This window comes from Streptosporangium lutulentum (assembly GCF_030811455.1).
In the GTDB taxonomy this organism is placed as follows: domain Bacteria; phylum Actinomycetota; class Actinomycetes; order Streptosporangiales; family Streptosporangiaceae; genus Streptosporangium; species Streptosporangium lutulentum.
The window spans coordinates 5,891,633-5,907,450 of record NZ_JAUSQU010000001.1 but is presented as its reverse complement, the minus strand read 5'-3'; the positions used below and the strand labels follow the sequence as shown (position 1 = coordinate 5,907,450).

Annotated in this window: 18 protein-coding genes; 6 read left to right on the top strand and 12 right to left on the bottom strand. The window is 68.8% G+C overall.

Annotated features, from left to right (window positions below):
* Positions 1-4: 4 nt before the first annotated feature.
* The 4 genes from J2853_RS26310 (at position 5) to J2853_RS26295 (ending at position 3,154) form a co-directional block, all read left to right on the top strand.
* On the top strand, positions 5-802 hold the full coding sequence (locus tag J2853_RS26310) for an ABC transporter permease (RefSeq protein ID WP_307562423.1): 798 nt from the start codon (positions 5-7) through the stop codon (positions 800-802).
* 13 nt (positions 803-815) lie between these two features.
* A complete protein-coding gene (locus J2853_RS26305) occupies positions 816-2,051 on the top strand; it encodes a sensor histidine kinase (protein ID WP_307562420.1) in 1,236 nt (411 codons plus the stop codon).
* The gene (locus tag J2853_RS26300) at positions 2,051-2,644 is read left to right on the top strand and encodes a response regulator transcription factor (RefSeq protein WP_307562419.1); all 594 of its coding nucleotides are present in this window, start codon (positions 2,051-2,053) and stop codon (positions 2,642-2,644) included. Before J2853_RS26305 ends, J2853_RS26300 begins: the two co-directional genes overlap by 1 nt.
* A 192-nt stretch (positions 2,645-2,836) precedes the next feature.
* Positions 2,837-3,154 carry an STAS domain-containing protein gene (locus J2853_RS26295; RefSeq protein WP_307562417.1) on the top strand — a complete coding sequence of 106 codons (318 nt, stop codon included), beginning with the start codon at positions 2,837-2,839 and terminating at the stop codon, positions 3,152-3,154.
* 128 nt (positions 3,155-3,282) lie between these two features.
* On the opposite strand, the gene J2853_RS26290 is transcribed toward J2853_RS26295, so the two are convergent.
* The 12 genes from J2853_RS26290 to J2853_RS26235 form a co-directional block, all read right to left on the bottom strand.
* Positions 3,283-3,888 carry a TetR/AcrR family transcriptional regulator gene (locus J2853_RS26290; RefSeq protein WP_307562415.1) on the bottom strand — a complete coding sequence of 202 codons (606 nt, stop codon included), beginning with the start codon at positions 3,886-3,888 and terminating at the stop codon, positions 3,283-3,285.
* A gap of 244 nt (positions 3,889-4,132) precedes the next feature.
* Complete coding sequence (locus J2853_RS26285; RefSeq protein WP_307568824.1) at positions 4,133-4,756, bottom strand: response regulator; 624 nt, start codon at positions 4,754-4,756, stop codon at positions 4,133-4,135.
* Positions 4,757-4,758: 2 nt separating this feature from the next.
* The gene (locus tag J2853_RS26280; protein ID WP_307562413.1) at positions 4,759-5,973 is read right to left on the bottom strand and encodes a sensor histidine kinase; all 1,215 of its coding nucleotides are present in this window, start codon (positions 5,971-5,973) and stop codon (positions 4,759-4,761) included.
* Positions 5,974-5,978: 5 nt separating this feature from the next.
* Entirely contained in the window at positions 5,979-7,193 is a 1,215-nt protein-coding gene (locus J2853_RS26275; protein WP_307562410.1) for a sensor histidine kinase, read from the bottom strand.
* Positions 7,151-7,993 (bottom strand): ABC transporter permease, encoded by an 843-nt coding sequence (locus J2853_RS26270; RefSeq protein WP_307562408.1) that lies wholly within the window; start codon positions 7,991-7,993, stop codon positions 7,151-7,153. Before J2853_RS26270 ends, J2853_RS26275 begins: the two co-directional genes overlap by 43 nt.
* 170 nt (positions 7,994-8,163) lie before the next feature.
* On the bottom strand, positions 8,164-9,006 hold the full coding sequence (locus tag J2853_RS26265) for an ABC transporter ATP-binding protein (protein WP_307562405.1): 843 nt from the start codon (positions 9,004-9,006) through the stop codon (positions 8,164-8,166).
* Between the two features lie 152 nt (positions 9,007-9,158).
* Positions 9,159-9,818, bottom strand: a complete 660-nt coding sequence (gene nucS / locus J2853_RS26260; protein WP_307562403.1) for an endonuclease NucS — start codon at positions 9,816-9,818, stop codon at positions 9,159-9,161.
* Positions 9,819-10,002: 184 nt separating this feature from the next.
* A complete protein-coding gene (locus J2853_RS26255; protein ID WP_307562401.1) occupies positions 10,003-11,151 on the bottom strand; it encodes an ABC transporter permease in 1,149 nt (382 codons plus the stop codon).
* Entirely contained in the window at positions 11,148-12,506 is a 1,359-nt protein-coding gene (gene iscB / locus J2853_RS26250; protein WP_307562399.1) for an RNA-guided endonuclease IscB, read from the bottom strand. The genes J2853_RS26255 and iscB overlap by 4 nt, the downstream gene beginning before the upstream one ends.
* A 319-nt stretch (positions 12,507-12,825) precedes the next feature.
* Positions 12,826-13,719 (bottom strand): ABC transporter ATP-binding protein, encoded by an 894-nt coding sequence (locus J2853_RS26245; RefSeq protein WP_307562397.1) that lies wholly within the window; start codon positions 13,717-13,719, stop codon positions 12,826-12,828.
* Positions 13,706-14,029: a winged helix-turn-helix domain-containing protein gene (locus J2853_RS26240; protein ID WP_307562395.1), complete on the bottom strand. Its 324-nt coding sequence runs from the start codon at positions 14,027-14,029 to the stop codon at positions 13,706-13,708. The genes J2853_RS26245 and J2853_RS26240 overlap by 14 nt, the downstream gene beginning before the upstream one ends.
* Complete coding sequence (locus J2853_RS26235) at positions 14,026-14,466, bottom strand: hypothetical protein (RefSeq protein ID WP_307562393.1); 441 nt, start codon at positions 14,464-14,466, stop codon at positions 14,026-14,028. Before J2853_RS26235 ends, J2853_RS26240 begins: the two co-directional genes overlap by 4 nt.
* A gap of 306 nt (positions 14,467-14,772) precedes the next feature.
* Here J2853_RS26235 and J2853_RS26230 point away from each other — a divergent pair, with 306 nt between their 5' ends.
* Positions 14,773-15,093 (top strand): Rv1322 family protein, encoded by a 321-nt coding sequence (locus tag J2853_RS26230; RefSeq protein ID WP_307562391.1) that lies wholly within the window; start codon positions 14,773-14,775, stop codon positions 15,091-15,093.
* A gap of 8 nt (positions 15,094-15,101) precedes the next feature.
* Complete coding sequence (locus J2853_RS26225; protein ID WP_307562389.1) at positions 15,102-15,815, top strand: alpha/beta hydrolase; 714 nt, start codon at positions 15,102-15,104, stop codon at positions 15,813-15,815.
* The last annotated feature ends 3 nt before the right edge of the window (positions 15,816-15,818 follow it).

Here is a 15,818-nt window from a genome sequence, read left to right as displayed (position 1 = left end):
GACCATGAAGACCGACGTTCTGCACGCCGTACGGCTGGCGAGGCTCGACCTGACCCTGGTGGGCAGGAACACCACGGTGCTGTTCAACGTGTTGCTGCTGCCGCTCCTGATGGCCTGGCTGTTCACGCAGACCCAGGTGGGCGCGGAGATCTCCGGCGTGCCCAGCGAGCTCTACGTGCTGACCGGCGTGCCCGGACTGATGCTGGGGTTCGCGGTCTTCACCAACCTGGTCAACACCTTCACGGCCCGGCGTGAGGAACTGGTGCTCAAGCGGCTGCGCGGGGGCCAGCCGTCTTCGGCGGCGGTCCTCGGCGGCAGCGCTCTCGGCGCGCTCGCGCTCTTTCTCGGCCAGGTGGCGCTGCTGGTGATCTGGATCAACCGGTCCGACGGGGTGCTGCCGGCCAACGTGCCGCTGCTGGTGCTCGCGGCGGTCCTGGGGGTCGCGCTGTTCGGCCTGCTCGCCGCCGCCTTCTCCGGGGTCACGCCCAACGCCGAGCTGGCCCAGATCACGGTGCTCCCGGTGATCCTGATCATGATGATCGGCGCGCCGGTGGCCTTCTCCGCCGACATGCTTCCCGGTCCGCTGGGCACGATCTCCAGCCTGCTCCCGGTGACCCCGGTCGTGACGATCATGCGTACCGCCTTCCTCGGTCAGGACCACTTCTCCGGGAGCGGCGAGACGTTGACCATGGTCCAGCAGTGGACGGCGGCGCTGCCCTCCCTGGGCATCCTGCTGGCCTGGATCGCGGTGGCGGCCCTGCTGGCCAGATGGCTGTTCCGCTGGGAGCCCCGGCACGGCTAACGTCGGTCACCAAATGCTGATAAATGATGATGAGAAGGGGACGGGGCGCTTCGGTCGCCTCGTCCCTTCGGGGTTTCCCTGGAGCAAGAAGCGGACGAGCATCGAACGGCTCCGTCGATGGACCTTCTGGTCACTGACCGTCGGCATCCCCCTGGCCTGGACCGGCGGTCTCAGCGGGATCGCGGAGGGCCGGCAGGGGGATCAGGAGTCCGCTCTCACCCTCGTCTTCGGGCTGCTGGGACTGGTCGTCTTCAGCGTCCTCTACATGAGGATGGTGAAGGCGGCCGTCGCCGGGACCACGGCCAACCGTGAGATCGTGGCCTCGGGCGTGCTCACGGTCGTCCTGCTGCTGACCCAGGAGACCCATCTGTGGGGCTGGGGGCTGCTCGCCCCGTCCTGGGCGGTGGGCGCGGCGCTTCTGCTGAACAGGACCGGCACGCTCGTCGTCAGCGTGGGCGCGGTCGCGGCCGGACTGCTTCTCGCGTCGTTCGACGCCGTTCCCGTCCTCGGCCGCGCGATGGTCGCACCGTATACGGCCGATGACTCCGCCCTCACCGGCGCCTTCATCGGGTTCGCCCTGGTGCTGCCCGGCACGAACCGGTTCCAGCTCTGGTTCTGGAAGATCGTCAAGTCGGCGGAGGAGGGCAAGGAGGCTCAGGCACGGCTGGCCGTCACCGAGGAGCGGCTCCGGTTCTCCCGGGACCTGCACGACCTGGTCGGGCACAGTCTCTCCGCGATCGCGGTCAAGAGCGAGGTGGCCGTCAAGTTGTCGAAGGTCGACACCGGGCGGGCCGTCGCCGAGATGGACGAGGTGCGAGGACTGGCGCGGCAGGCGTTGAAGGAGATCCGTACGGCGGTGCGCGGCTACCGGACCGTCGACCTCGACGCCGAGCTGCGCAGCATGACCGCGGTGCTGGAGGCGGCCGGGATCCGCTGCACGCTGGATACGCCCGAGGAGCGGCTGCCCGAGGAGTCGGCCACGCTGCTGGCCTGGGTGGTCAGGGAGGGCACCACCAACGTGCTGCGGCACAGCTCGGCGACCCGCTGCCGGATCGTGGTCGCGCTTCGCGACGGTACGGCCGTGCTGGAGATGACCAACGACGGGATGACGGAGGCGGGCGGACGCGGTGGCACCGGGCTCGTCGGGCTTTCGGAGCGGCTGGCCGCCACGGGGGGCAGAGTCACCGCCGGCGCCGGCGGTGCGGGAGAGTTCAGGCTGCGGGCGACGGTTCCGCTGGAGGGAATGTGATGATCCGGGTACTGCTGGCCGACGACGAGCATCTGATCCGGGGGGCGATCGCCACCCTGCTGGGTCTGGAGCCGGACATCGAGGTGGTGGCCGAGGTGGCCAGGGGAGACCTGGTGGCGCGGGCCGTACAGGATCACCGCCCCGACGTGATCGTGCTGGACATCGAGATGCCGGGCATGGACGGGCTGAGCGTCGCCGAGACGCTGCCCGGTCGTGCGATGGTGATACTGACCAGTTTGGGGAGGCCCGGATACCTGCGGCGGGCGCTCGCGGCGGGGGTGCGTGGTTTCATTCCCAAGGACGCCTCGGTGGACGAGCTGTCCGCGGCGATTCGCAAGGTCCACTCCGGAGGCCGCTACCTCGACGCGGAGATGGCGGCCTCGGCGATGATGGCGGGGGAGAGCCCGCTCACGGAGCGGGAACGCGACGCCCTGGCCATGGCCGCGCAGGGCGCGTCGGTCGGCGAGATCGCCGCGTCGCTGCACCTCACCGAGGGCACCGTGCGTAACTACCTGTCCAGTGCCATCACCAAGCTGGGCGCCACCAACCGGATCAACGCGATCCGCGAGGCCCAGGAAAAGGGCTGGCTCTGACGGCATCTTCTCCTTTCGTTCGGGAAAGGGAATCCCATGGCCGTAAGAAGTGTGAATCGGGGCGCGTGCGGGGTACATGCCCTTTTCGTGCTGTGACATCGTATGAATACGGTGCGTGACTGACTGGCTGTGGTGGCGCATCGCCGTTGTGCCCGGCCGTGTCCGTTGAACGGCCGGGTTTGAGGAGGAGGCATGCGCGTCCCCGGCAACCCCGAGGCTCAGGTGGTCAGCGTCGGTAACCGTCTCGACGTGGGAACCGTCGCCTACGTTCGCCCGCGGCTGCACGAAGCAGTCGACTCGGGCGAGGGTGACCTGATCGTGGATCTTTCCGGCCTGGAAATGATCGACGCCACCGGTCTCGGAGTGCTGGTGGGCACGCATCGCCGCGCTGTGGGCGCGGAACGCCGCCTTATTCTGCGAGGGGTGCCACCGCGGGTCATGCGGGTGCTGGCGGTGACCCGGCTCAACCGGGTGCTCACCGTCGAACTCCCCATGGCCGCCGTGGCCTGATCCCGGCCACCGCCGGGCTTCGGGGCCCCGGCGGACCGGATCATATCGAGGGGGACGGGTTCGTATGAGCCCGTCCTCGTCCTGTGCCCGCCCGGGTGTGAGCCGGTCGTTCGCCGGCGGAAGAACGGTCATGCCGCGAAGGACCGGTGGAAGATGTGCACGGCCGTCCTGATCAGGCGGTCGGTCTCGGGAGGCTCGTCGGACAGCACCCATTCGATGAGCAGTTCCTGAAGCGCTCCGATCATGCCCAGCGCGAGCAGGCGCCGGTTGGTCTTGACCGCTTCGGGCAGGTCGGCGACGATCGTCTCGACCATGTGGGTGAAGGCCGTCACCGCCTGCTGGCGAGAGGTGATGAGGCAGTCGCCCGCCCGGCGCACCTCCAGGTGCATGATCCGGGCACGGCGCCTGTCCTCGGTGACGAAGCCGATGTACCCGGCGATGCCGGCCTCGGCCCGGCCGAGCAGGGTGTCGGGGGCTTGTTGGATGGACTTCGATACTGAAAGCAGGGTTTCGCGCACGCACCGGTCGTGGACCACCTGCATCAACTCCGTGCGTCCGGAGAAGCACTCGTAGAAGGCTCGATTGGAAATGCGCGCGGAGGCGCACAACTTCTCAATCGTGGTCTCCGGAAAGCCCGGGTCGGAGTAAAGGGTGTACGCCGCGGAGATCAGGCGCTCCCGGCGCTCCGCCAGCCGCTCCTCCGCCGACATTCCCCTGTATGACCGTCCATTCATGTCAAGCTCCCACCGTCAGTGTGGGGTTGACAAATACTCGCTTTATCACTTCCACCTCATGGTCATGGCCCCCGGAATCCACCATTATGGGTGCAAGATCCTTTTTGTGGAAGAGTCAATGCGCTATTGCTTGCGTAGTCCATGCAAGAAGGTCACAAGCCTGACTAGTCGGTCAAGCTCCTTCTGTCGGTGAATGAGTGAGGTGAGGTTGATTCTCGTGGTGCGAGACGCCGGTCTCGGTCGTTCAGCGGGGGAGCAGCCCCCGGTCCAGGGCCGTGGTCACGGCGGCGGTGCGGCCTGCGACGCCGAGCTTGCCGAAGACGCGCAACAGGTGGGTCTTGACCGTGGTCTCGCTGATGAACAGGGCCTTGCCGATCTCCGCGTTGGTCAGCCCCCTGGCCACCAGGGAGAGCACCTCGGCCTCACGCGGCGACAGCGACTCGGTCGCCGGGGCCCGCATCCGGGTGACGAGCCGGGTCGCCACCGACGGTGACAGCACGGTCTCGCCGCGCGCCGCCGAGACGATCGCGGCCAGCAGGTCGGCCCTGGACGTGTCCTTCAGCAGGTATCCGGCGGCCCCCGCCTCGACCGCCCGCACGATGTCCTGGTCGGTCTCGTAGGTGGTCAGCACGATCACCCGGCTCTCCGGCCGGTTCGCGAGGATGCGCGAGGTGGCGCTCACCCCGTCGCCGTCCGGCATGCGCAGATCCATCAGGATCACGTCCGGCCGGAGCTCCCCGGCCCGGACGACCGCCTCGTTCCCCGAGGCCGCCTCACCCACCACGGTGATTCCGGGATCGGCCTCCAGCATTCCCCGCAGGCCCTCGCGGACCACGGGGTGGTCGTCGACGATCATCAGACGCAGCACTGTCATGCTCCTTGGTCGGGCTGGTCGGGCTGGTCGGGCTGGTCGGGCCGGCCGGGCCGGCCGGCGGGGATGGCGACCTCAAGGAAGGTGCCCCCGGCCGGAGGGCCGGTCAGCGTGAGGGTGCCGCCCACCTGTTCGACCCTGGCACGCATGCCGCGCAGGCCGTACCCCTCGGTGGCGGACGGAACGAAGCCCGCGCCGTCGTCGCGGACGGTCAGCCGGGTCGTGTCGGGGGTGTACTCCAGCGTCACCGTGACGCTCCTGGCGCGGGTGTGCTTGCGCACGTTGGCCAGAGCCTCCTGCGCCGCGCGGAGCAGGACGACCTCGATCCTGGTCGACGTCGCCCTGGAGTCGCCCCGGACCTCGAAGGTGGCGGACGCCGCGAGTTCCTCGCCGAACTGCGCGGTTATCCGGTCCAGGGCCTCCTCCAGGGTGGCGCCCGACAGCGGTGCCGGGCTCAGCGCGGTGATCAGCGTGCGGGCCTCGGCCAGGTTCTCGCGCGCGGTCTGTACGGCCAGCTCGATTCGCCGGGCCTCGGGCTGCTGGAGCAGCATGATGATGCTGGTGAAGCCCTGGGCCAGGGTGTCGTGGATCTCCCCGGCGAGGCGTTCGCGCTCGGCCAGGGCCCCGCGCTCGGCCGAGAGCGTGGCCACCTCGGCCCGGCGGATCTCCAGCTCCTGGATGAGCGAGGCCCGCTCCCTGCTCTGGCCGATGATGTCGACGATCCAGGGACCGAAGGTCATCGCGAAGGTGAGGACGAGGATCGTCACCCCCAGGAAGACGACCAGCTCCTCCAGGGGTGGCGGGGCGAAGAGGAACTCCAGTGCGGGGGCCACGTTGAAGACGATCACGGCGACCTTCGCCTGGTTCTTGGGGATCATCATGAAGCACTGCGCGCACAGTGCGAAGAGAACGAACCTGGTGGGCGGGCAGATCGCGGCCACCGGGGTGAACAGCACGATCAGCAGGACGACGTACGTCCGGCCCTCCCACGAGCGGTATCCCACGCCGACGGCCCGTCGCCCGAGGCGCGCGTAGGCCACCAGGCAACCGCCGATCAGCGTGATCGCGACCGCCCGCTCGGCGGTCCCGAGGGTGCCGTCGAATGACACGAAGAGAAGGGCGGACAGGAAAGCGACGAGGTAGAGCAGTTCCCAGCCGTTCAGGCGCATGAAGGCGTGCTGTTGCACAGGTGGGGGGTTGTCCTGAGATGACACGGTGGTCACTCTCCCATGTCGACGGTCAGCGTCGTCCCCCTCGCCGGTGAGCTCCACACCCGCATCGAGCCGCCCGCCTGCTCCACCCGGTTCCGCATGCCGCGCAGGCCGTACCCGCCGGCCCTGGACGGGTCGAAGCCGCGCCCGTTGTCGCCGATCTCCAGCGTCACCCGCCGCGGGCCGTAGGTCACCGAGACGTCCACCCGGTTCGCCGCCGCGTGCTTGCGCACGTTCGCGAGAGCCTCCTGGGCGGCGCGGATGAGCACCACCTCGATGTGGGGCGGCAGCGGGCGCGACTCCCCGCGGACGGCGAAGGCCCCGGCGATCCCCGTCTCCTCCGTGAGACGGTCGGCCAGCCGTACCAGCGCCTCGTCCAGGCTGGAGCCGTCCAGCGGCGCCGGGCTGAGCGCGGCCACCAGCGCGCGGGCCTCGGCCAGGTTCTCGCGAGCGGTCTGTACGGCCAGCGCCAGATGGCGGGCCGGGTCCGCCTGGGCCTGGGCGGCCTGGACCAGCATGATGATGCTGGTGAAGCCCTGGGCCAGGGTGTCGTGGATCTCCCCGGCCAGGCGCTCGCGCTCGGTCAGGGCCCCGCGCTCGGCCGAGAGCCTGGACACCTCGGCCCGGCTGCTCATCAGTTCCTCGATGAGCTCGGCCCGTTCCCGGTTCTGCTGTGACATCCCCTCCATCCAGATCCCGAACACCCAGGAGAAGAAGATCACGATGGTGGCGATGGTCAGGAAGCCGAGCCAGCCGAGCTCCGGCCCCAGGAACAGGTAACGGATGGCCGGCGCGAGGTTCAGCACGACCACACCGATCATGGCCCGCTTGCTCGGGAACACCATGAAGCACTGCGGGCAGAGTCCGAACAGGGCGAACGTCGCATCGGGGGTGATGAACGTGGCCGGGACGAACAGCAGGGCCAGGAGCACGAGATAGACCGTCCCGCGCCGCTGGTTCTCGGCCACGATCGCCGGGCGGCCGAGAACGACGTAGAGAAGCAGGATCGAGACCAGGCACCCGGCCACGATCACCCTGTCGCGCACGGGCAGGTCGCCGAGCAGGATGAGCGTGGCGGGGACGAGCGTCGCCACGACCAGGAGGATCTCCCAGATACGCAGCGACTCCCACATGTGCGGCTCGGCCGGGGTGATGACCCGGCCGAGCCGGCCCCCATGACTCAGCCGTCGCGGCGGCTCTTCCAGCGGAACGTCATCAGGCACAGCACCAGTCCTCCGATGACCCAGGCTCCGAGGACCAGGGCGACGCGGTCAAGCTCGTATGATTTCGCGACCTCCAGTGTGGCACCGGCGTCACCGAGGAAGACCGAGCGGAAACCCTGGCACATCCACTTGAGGGGGAACACCGAGGCGATGTCCACCAGCCACGAGGGAAGCCGGCCGATGGGGATGAACACCCCGGAGATGAACTGCAGCACCACGAACGGCATGGCGATCACCGCGCTGGCGCTCTTGGCCGACCGGGGCAGGCTGCTGGCCGCGATGCCGAGCAGGGACGAGCCGAACACCCCGAGAACGAACACCCAGACGAAGGTCGCCCACCTGGCCGCCTCCGACGGTAACTCCAGGCCGAACATCGTGACCCCGATGGTCAGCAGGATGACGACCTGGACGAAGGAGATGAACAGGGTGTTGAGCGCCTTGCCGATGAAGTAGGAACCGGCAGGCAGCGGCGTACCCCGCAGCCGCTTGAGCGTGCCGTCGTCGCGGTCCCCCGCGATGTTGATGCCGAGGTTCTGGAAGCCGGTCATCGCCGCCGAGCCGATCAGCCCCGCCACGTAGAGCTGGGAGACGTTGAGTCCCGTTCCCTCCAGATCGTCCGCGAAGATCGAACCGAAGATCACCAGCAGGATGATCGGGAAGGAGAAGGTGAAGATGACCGCGTCCTTCTCGCGGAAGAACATCCTGGTCTCGATGGCCGCCCGCGACAGCCCCAGCCGTATCGCGGAAGGTTGCGAGGCGCGGAGGGGTGTGGCGGGGGCTCGGATCACGGTTTCGCTCATGGGATTGTCACCTCGGGGGATCGGTTGACGCTGGAGGGGGTCGGCCTCCCGGGAGACGGGACCGGTCGCCCACGGGTGGGCCGGTTCGCCGGGGGAGGGGGGCGGTTCTTCGCGGAGCGGGACCGCTCGCCCGGTGGTCGTTCGCGGGGTGCGGGGGACGCTCACCGCGGTCAGGCGGGGGTCTCGATGAGCTGGAGGTAGACGTCCTCCAGCGAGGGACGGGTCACGGTCAGCTCGGGGACCTCGCCGTCGAAACGGTGGGTCAGCTCCAGAACGGTCCTCGTCGGGGTGTCCGTCTCCAGAGTGCGGCGCTCGCCCTCGTCGGACCAGCTCACCCTGGCCTTGGCGGTCGCCCGGCCTCCCAGGGTCTTGGGCTCGCCCTCGGCGACGATCCGGCCCCTGGCGACCACGGCCACCCGGTCGGCGAGCGCCTCGGCCTCGTCCAGGTAGTGGGTGGTCAGCACGATCGTGGTGCCGTTGTGGGCCAGGCCCTCGATCAGCCCCCAGAACTGCCGCCGGGCCTCGGGGTCGAACCCGGTGGTCGGCTCGTCGAGGAAGAGCAGTTCGGGAGCGCCGATCACGCCCAGGGCGACGTCCACCCGGCGCCGCTGGCCGCCGGAGAGCTGGCGGATGCGCTTGCCTGCCTTGTCCGTCAGGCCGACCTGCTCGATCACCTCGTCCGGATCCTTGGCGTTCGGGTAGTAGCCCGCGAAATGCCGTACGGTCTCCCGCACCGTCGCCTCGGCCACGTCGTCGGCCGTCTGGAGCACGATGCCGATCCGGGAGCGCCACTCGCGGGTCGGCCTGTTCGGGTCCGTGCCCAGAACGCTGACCTCTCCGGCGTCCCGGGTGCGGTATCCCTCCATGATCTCCACGCTGGTGGACTTCCCCGCCCCGTTCGGGCCGAGGATCGCGAAGACCTCACCCGCGCGGATGTCCAGGTCGATCCCCCCGACCGCCTGCACGTCTCCGTAGCGCTTGGTCAGGCCGCGCACTTTCACCGCTGTCGTCATGCTTCAAATGTCGCGTCCGTACGGTTTCCGCGACACCAACGACCGGTGGAACCGGCTGTCCTCCATTCGAAGGACAGCGGATCACGGCGAGGAGTCGTACACGCCGGCGGGGCCTCGGACGAGGAGGCCGTCCGAGCACCGCCAGAACGCCGTCAGAACAGGGTGTCGTTGCGCTCGATGCCCCGTAGCTTGTCGTAGTCGAGGGTGACGCAGCCGATGCCCCGGTCGGCGGCGAGCACGCGCGCCTGCGGCTTGATCTCCTGGGCGGCGAAGACGCCCTTCACCGGGGCCAGCAGGGGGTCGCGGTTGAGGAGCTCCAGGTAGCGGGTGAGCTGTTCGACGCCGTCGATGTCACCGCGCCGCTTGAGCTCCACGGCCACGGTCGCGCCCGTGTGGTCGCGGCAGAGGATGTCGACCGGGCCGATCGCCGTCATGTATTCGCGGCGGATCAGCGTCCAGCCCGCGCCCAGCGTGGTGATGTGCTCGGCCAGCAGCTCCTGCAGGTGGGCCTCGACGCCGTCCTTGATGAGGCCGGGGTCCACGCCCAGCTCGTGGCTGGAGTCGTGGAGGATCTCCTCCATGGTGAGGACGAGCTTCTCACCGGTCTTGCCGTGGGTCACCGTCCAGACGCCCTCCTCCTCGCGGAGTTTGCACGGCGGGTTCATCCAGTTGAGAGGCTTGAACGCTCGATCGTCGGCGTGGATCGAGACGCTGCTGTCGGCTTTTATGAGGATGAGCCGGGGCGCCATCGGAAGATGAGCAGTGAGCTTTCCCACGTAATCCACGCTGCACCGCGCGATGACCAGACGCATGAGCGAACCCTACCGGCCGGACGGGACCCGGCTCTCCAGGATCCGTCCAGCCGGGGTGGCGGGTTCCCGGTTCCCCGGCGCGCGCCGGGTCGCGCGACACGGCGCGCGACCCGTCGGCATCCGGTTGCAAGGCCGGGGAGGATGTCAAGAACTCACGACGAGCCCCCGCGACATGGTCCGGTGGTCAGCGCACGACCTCGGAGAGCTTGACGCGGGCGCCCGTGCGCAGGACCGCGCGCTGGTAGATGCGAGCCCCGAGAACGAGGGTGCCCACGGTCGCCAGGAGCATCAGGACCGCCGCCAGGGCGATCTCCCAGGCGGCCACCTCGCCGCCGGCCATCCGGACCGGCATGACCATCGAGGAGAACGGCGGCACCAGCGACAGGATGCGGGCCACCGGGCCGCTGGGATCGAAGGCCGCGTAGTAGGCGACCAGGTAGGTGGCCATCATGATCATCGTCATCGGGGTGAGGACGCTGCTCACATCCTCCTGCCGGGACACCAGCGAGCCCAGCGCCGCCGCCATCGCGGCGAAGAACCCGTAGCCGAGGAGGAACCAGAACAGAGTGCTGATCACGATCCCCGTCATGCCCGGGGGCAGGTCGGCGGAGAGGCCGGTCGCCGCGGCGGCGCCGAGGCCTGCCACGATGACCACGACGAGGTTGATCAGCGCGAGCGCGCCCAGGCCCACGATCTTGCCGCCGAGCAACTGCCAGGGGCGGATCGAGGTCAGCAGGATCTCGACGATGCGGCTCCCCTTCTCCTCGACCACTCCCATGGCGACATACATGGAGGAGTAGATGATCAGGAAGAACAGCACCATGACCAGAAGCGACGCGAGGGCGGTTCGCACGCCCGAATAGCGGGTGTCCGTCCCGACCGAGACCTGCTCCAGAGGGGTGACCCGCATCGCCTGGGTCACCTTGGCGGGGTCGAGGCCCGCCTCGGCGAGTTGTCTCTGGACCTGGGCGGCCTGGTGCGCGTTCTCCAGCAGCAGGCCGAGCTCCCGGTCGACCTCGCCGTCGGCGAGCACCTTGCTGTCGGCCACCACGGCGGCGTCCACGTCTCCGGCGGTCACCGCCTTGCTCGCGGCGGCCTCGTCGGGGAACTCCCTGACGGTGATCTCGACGTCCTTCGCCGTCTCGGTGAGCGCGGGTCGCAGCGACTGCGACCCGGTGATCCCCACCGTGTAGGAATCGGGCCCGGCGAAGAGCTGGGGCAGAAAAGCGAGCGCGGCGACCAGCGCGGCGCTCACCACGAGGCCGATGACAAAGGCTTTCGTACGGCCGCGCGTGACGATCTCCCGCCGCGCGACCAGCCACAGACTGTTCATCGATTGCCTCCAGTGTGGAAACCCGGTTCTTCAGAGCCGGGAGGAAACGCGGCACAGTGCCGCGTCTCTGGATGGGTGGCGTAGCCGTAGCCGTCGGCTCGTTGAAGTAGGCCGACGTGGCGGTGGTGAATGCCCTGTACGAGACCGTTCCGGGTGCGGATGTTGAAGCTGCCGGTGGAACGAATCGCGACCCGGCCCGTGTGAACCCCGGCTTTCTTGCCGGAGGGGACGATGGCCCGGACCAGGTCGCCGGTTTGGAAGCCCCGAATGGTCTTGGTGCGGGGCAGCGCAAGGCGCGGGAAGCCGTACTTGTCGGTTCGGGTGCGAGCGTAGGTTCCGCGCCCGGTCGCTGTAACGACCAGCACCGTGTGCGGCCAGGCGCTGACGGTGTCCAGGTCACCGACGTGCAGCGCGTCCAATGTGTGCGCTTTCGGGGCACCGGTGCGGGATCGGTTCCACTTTGTGCGCCCACCCGACGACGTGGCGACGGACAGGCCGGTGCCGGTCAGTGCCCACCACAGCGTCCACCGGGTCGAGTTCACCGCGGCAGCGTCCCGTAGGGGAGTCTTCGCCTGAGCCAGGACCCGAGCCAGCACCTTCGGCCGGTCAGCCAGGAATACCTCCACCGAGGTGGCGTTCTTCGCCTGGTTACAGCCGATGCACGCCACACACAGATTACTGATGCGGTCGGAGCCGCCCCGGGAACGCGGGTGGATGTGGTCGATGTTCAACGGGGTGTCGGTGGCGCCGCAGTACGCGCATTTACGGCTCCACTTGGCCAGCAAATATTCGCGGGCCTCATACCCGTACAAGGTGCCCTGTTGGTATTCCACTCCTTCGAGCGGCCGACCGGCCGACAGGGTGTGGGTGTCGAACGCGACCTTCTCGACGTGGACGGCCGTGATGGGCGCCCATCGAGTGAGCCGCGATACCCACGACATGGTGGTGTCCACACGGTGTTTCAGGGACGGCGCGAGCCACCCTTTAGGCTTCGTCCGATTGAGGAATCGGGGTGCCCGGTAACGCAGGTTCTTACTGCGACGCCGACGCCGGTACTGCGATCGGACGGTGAGCTTGTCGCGGATTGCCCCGCCCCGGTGGTCGAGCTGGATGCTGTACAAGCCGGTACGGTTTGCGTCGCGTTCGGCGAACACGGCGATGCCGGTGTGCCGGGAGCCGGGGTCGATGCCGACCTGGGCGCCCTGCATGGTGGAGTTGGCGGCGGCGCGGTCGCGCAGCCGGATGACGAACGGGGTGTGCCGGGCCACCACTGCGCGCCCCGCCGCCAGAAGACGGCGAGCACGGGCCGGGTGGCACGGGTCGAGCGGTTGGCCATACGCATCCAGGACGAACACGGCCGGGTGAACCTCACGGTTCGCTCCCTCGGACACCGAAGAGCCCTTGGGGTGACGCCGGTCAGGTGGTGCGGCCTGACCGATCTCCCCTCGCCCATGTCGAACACCCGTTGCCTTACGGCGTCTACGTCCCGTTTCGTCCCCACCCTCGGGGATGTCTGCTGACGTGGATTCGAGGGTCCGGGGCTGAGGAAGCACCCCGGAGTCGGTCTGCTGGCGTGTGTTCAACGTAGCCATCTGGTCACACCTCCATAACGTGATGACTAAGGCTGGTCAACGTGGGGCTTTAAGCGCATCACTGCACCTCAAGCCCTGGCCTTCAGACCGGGGTCGTTGACGCCACGGCTCCTCTGAAGATCTCGGTGAGTGTGGGCCGCTGCCAGCCGAAGTGCTCGACCCTTCCCGCCTTGACGGCGAGGCGGAGGATTTCCTGGTCGTCGCCCTCCACGCCGGTGACGAGGACTTCGTCGCCGTTCTCGGTGACGTCTCCCGGAAGGTCCGCGGTCCAGCCGGCGGGCGCGTCGCGGACGACCACCCTGAGCCGGCCTCGGCCCTCCCTGTCCCGTAGGTCCTCGACCGTGCCGCTGGCCACCATGCGGCCGGCGGAGACGATGCCGACCGAGTGGCACAGCCGTTCCACCAGATCAAGCTGGTGGCTGGAGAAGAGCACGGGAACGCCGGAGCGGCACCGTTCGGCGAGCACGTCGGCCAGCGCGTCGACGGCGAGCGGGTCCAGGCCGGAGAAGGGCTCGTCCAGGACGAGCACCTCGGGGTCGTGCACCAGGGCGACCGCGAGCTGCACGCGTTGCTGGTTGCCCAGGGAGAGCGCGTCCACCGTGTCGTTGCGGCGCTCGGTGAGCGAGAGCCGCGCCAGCAGCTCGTCGGTCGCCCGCCTGGCGTCGCCCGAGCCCAGGCCGTTGAGCCGGCCGAAGTACTCGATCTGCTCGACGACCTTCATCTTCTGGTAGAGGCCGCGCTCCTCCGGCATGTAACCGAACCTGCGCCGGGCCTCGAACGTCAGCGGCCGGCCGTCCCGGAGCACCGACCCGGAGTCGGCGGTCAGCACTCCCATCAGGATTCGCATCGTGGTGGTCTTCCCGGCACCGTTGGCGCCGACGAAGCCGAACATCTCGCCCGGTTTCACGGAGAACGTGACCCCGTCCAGGGCGGTCTTGTCGCCGTAGCGTTTGTGCAGGTCGTTAATTTCGATCATGGGGGGATCCTTCGGTAAGCCGTCTCAGCACGGAGACGTACTCCTGGAAAGCCTGACGCCCCTCCTCGGTGAGTGCCAGCCAGGTGCGCGGGCGCTTACCGACGAAGGCCTTCTCCACGTGGACGTAGCCGGCCTCCTCCAGGGTGATGATGTGCTTGGAGAGCAGGGAGTCGCTGACCTCGATCGTGTCGCGCAGGAAACGGAACTCCGCCTTCTCCGTGGCCGACAGGGCAGCCATGATCGACAGGCGGACCGGGGCGTGGATGACGTCGTCCAGGGCGTGCCGAGGATGCGAGCCGCCCTCGCTCATCGGCTCGCCCTCAGGATCCGCCAGCCGCCGTAGAGCGCGGGCAGGCCGGAGAGCACCGCCAGCGCGATCAGCGCCGTGATCCAGGCGCCACTCGGATCCTCGGGACGGAGGAACATCCCGAAGACGAAGGTGACCAGGACGGAGACCACGTAGGCGATGCTCACCGGAGAGGTCGGGTTGTTGACCCAGGCGACCTCGCGGTCCTGGACCTTCATGGCGCCCAGGTAGAAGGTGCTCGCGACCGTGAGCGCCACCCAGCCCACCCCCGCCGTCACCTGTGCCCACATCGGGCCGAAGGACATGGCCGGCCAGTACAGCGTGGTGCCCAGCCCCACGATCACGAAGATCCATCCGGCCGTCCGCGCCGGTCGCCGCGCGCGGCGGTCGATCTCGTCGATCCGCCGGAGCGCCTCTGTCGGCTTGAATTCGCCTTCCACGGCTCCTCCTCCGCTCATCTTCTCAAATGGTAATTAATACTCAACTCCCGTTCAAGTACTTTCTGATGACTCTCATGGGGAGTGCCGTCCCGGCTTTGGGGTAACCGAGGGGTCTCTGGGAGACTGTTGTGGTCCCGAAGTGGGCGATTATTGGTGTGAAGTGGATTTCGCGGGTGTGACGGGGAGAGTGATGACGAGCATCTTTGGGGCGGCCGGAGCGGCCGGCCTCGCGGAGACGGGCGTCGGGAGCCCCGAGCCGTTCGACCGGCTTGTCACGGCCGGGGCGCGAGGTTTCCGAGACCTGCCGTGAGTCCCCGAAAGGCCCGCCGGGCCGACCCCTTCGACCGCGGTGGAAACCGTGGCTCCTCCCGCCCCGTCGGCCCGTTCGTGCCCGGCGTCGACCAGGTGGAGGAGTGGCCCGACGGCGACTGGCACGTGCGCCGGGTCGCCGGCGGCGGAGCGGACAAGGTCTACCGGTGCCCCGGCTGCGACCAGGAGATCAGACCCGGCCTGCCGCACCTGGTGAGCTGGCCCGCCTGGTCGGGCGGGGAGGACGAGCGCAGGCACTGGCACACCGCGTGCTGGCGCAACCGGGTCAGACGTGGTCCCGGCCGCAGCAGATATTGAGGAGACAAATGGAGATCAGGGCCTCTACGGTGCTGCCCGCGCGCAGGGAACCGATCGAGCTGTCCACCGGCGACGGGCTGAAGCTCGTCGGCGAGCTGGCCCTTCCGGCGGAAAGGCCCCCGGTGGCCACGCTGGTCTGCCTGCACCCGCTGCCCACCCACGGCGGCATGATGGACAGCCACGTCTACAGGAAGGCCGCCAACAGGCTGCCCGCCCTCGCGGATCTGGCGCTGCTGCGGTTCAACACGCGCGGCACGACCTCCGAACGGGGCACCTCCGAGGGCGTCTTCGGCGGTGGTGAGGAGGAGCGCTTCGACGTCGCCGCCGCGCTGGAGTACGCGGAGTTCAACGACCTGCCCCGTGTCTGGCTGGTCGGCTGGTCCTTCGGCACCGAACTCGCGCTCAAGTGGGGCCGCGACCCGCTCGTGGAGGGCGCAGTCCTGCTCTCCCCGCCGCTGCACCGGACCACCGACGCCGACCTCGACGCGTGGGCGGAGTTCGGACGGCCGCTGATCGCGCTCGTCCCCGAGTTCGACGACTACCTGCGCCCGCAGGAGGCCCGTGAGCGCTTCGCCCGGGTGCCCCAGGCCGAGGTCGTCGGGGTGGACGAGGCCAAGCACCTGTGGGTCGGCGAGCCGTACGTGCGGATCGTCCTCAACGAGATCGTCCGCAGGGTGAATCCGGCGGCCCATCCTCTCCCCACCGAGGTCCCCGACTCGTAGAAT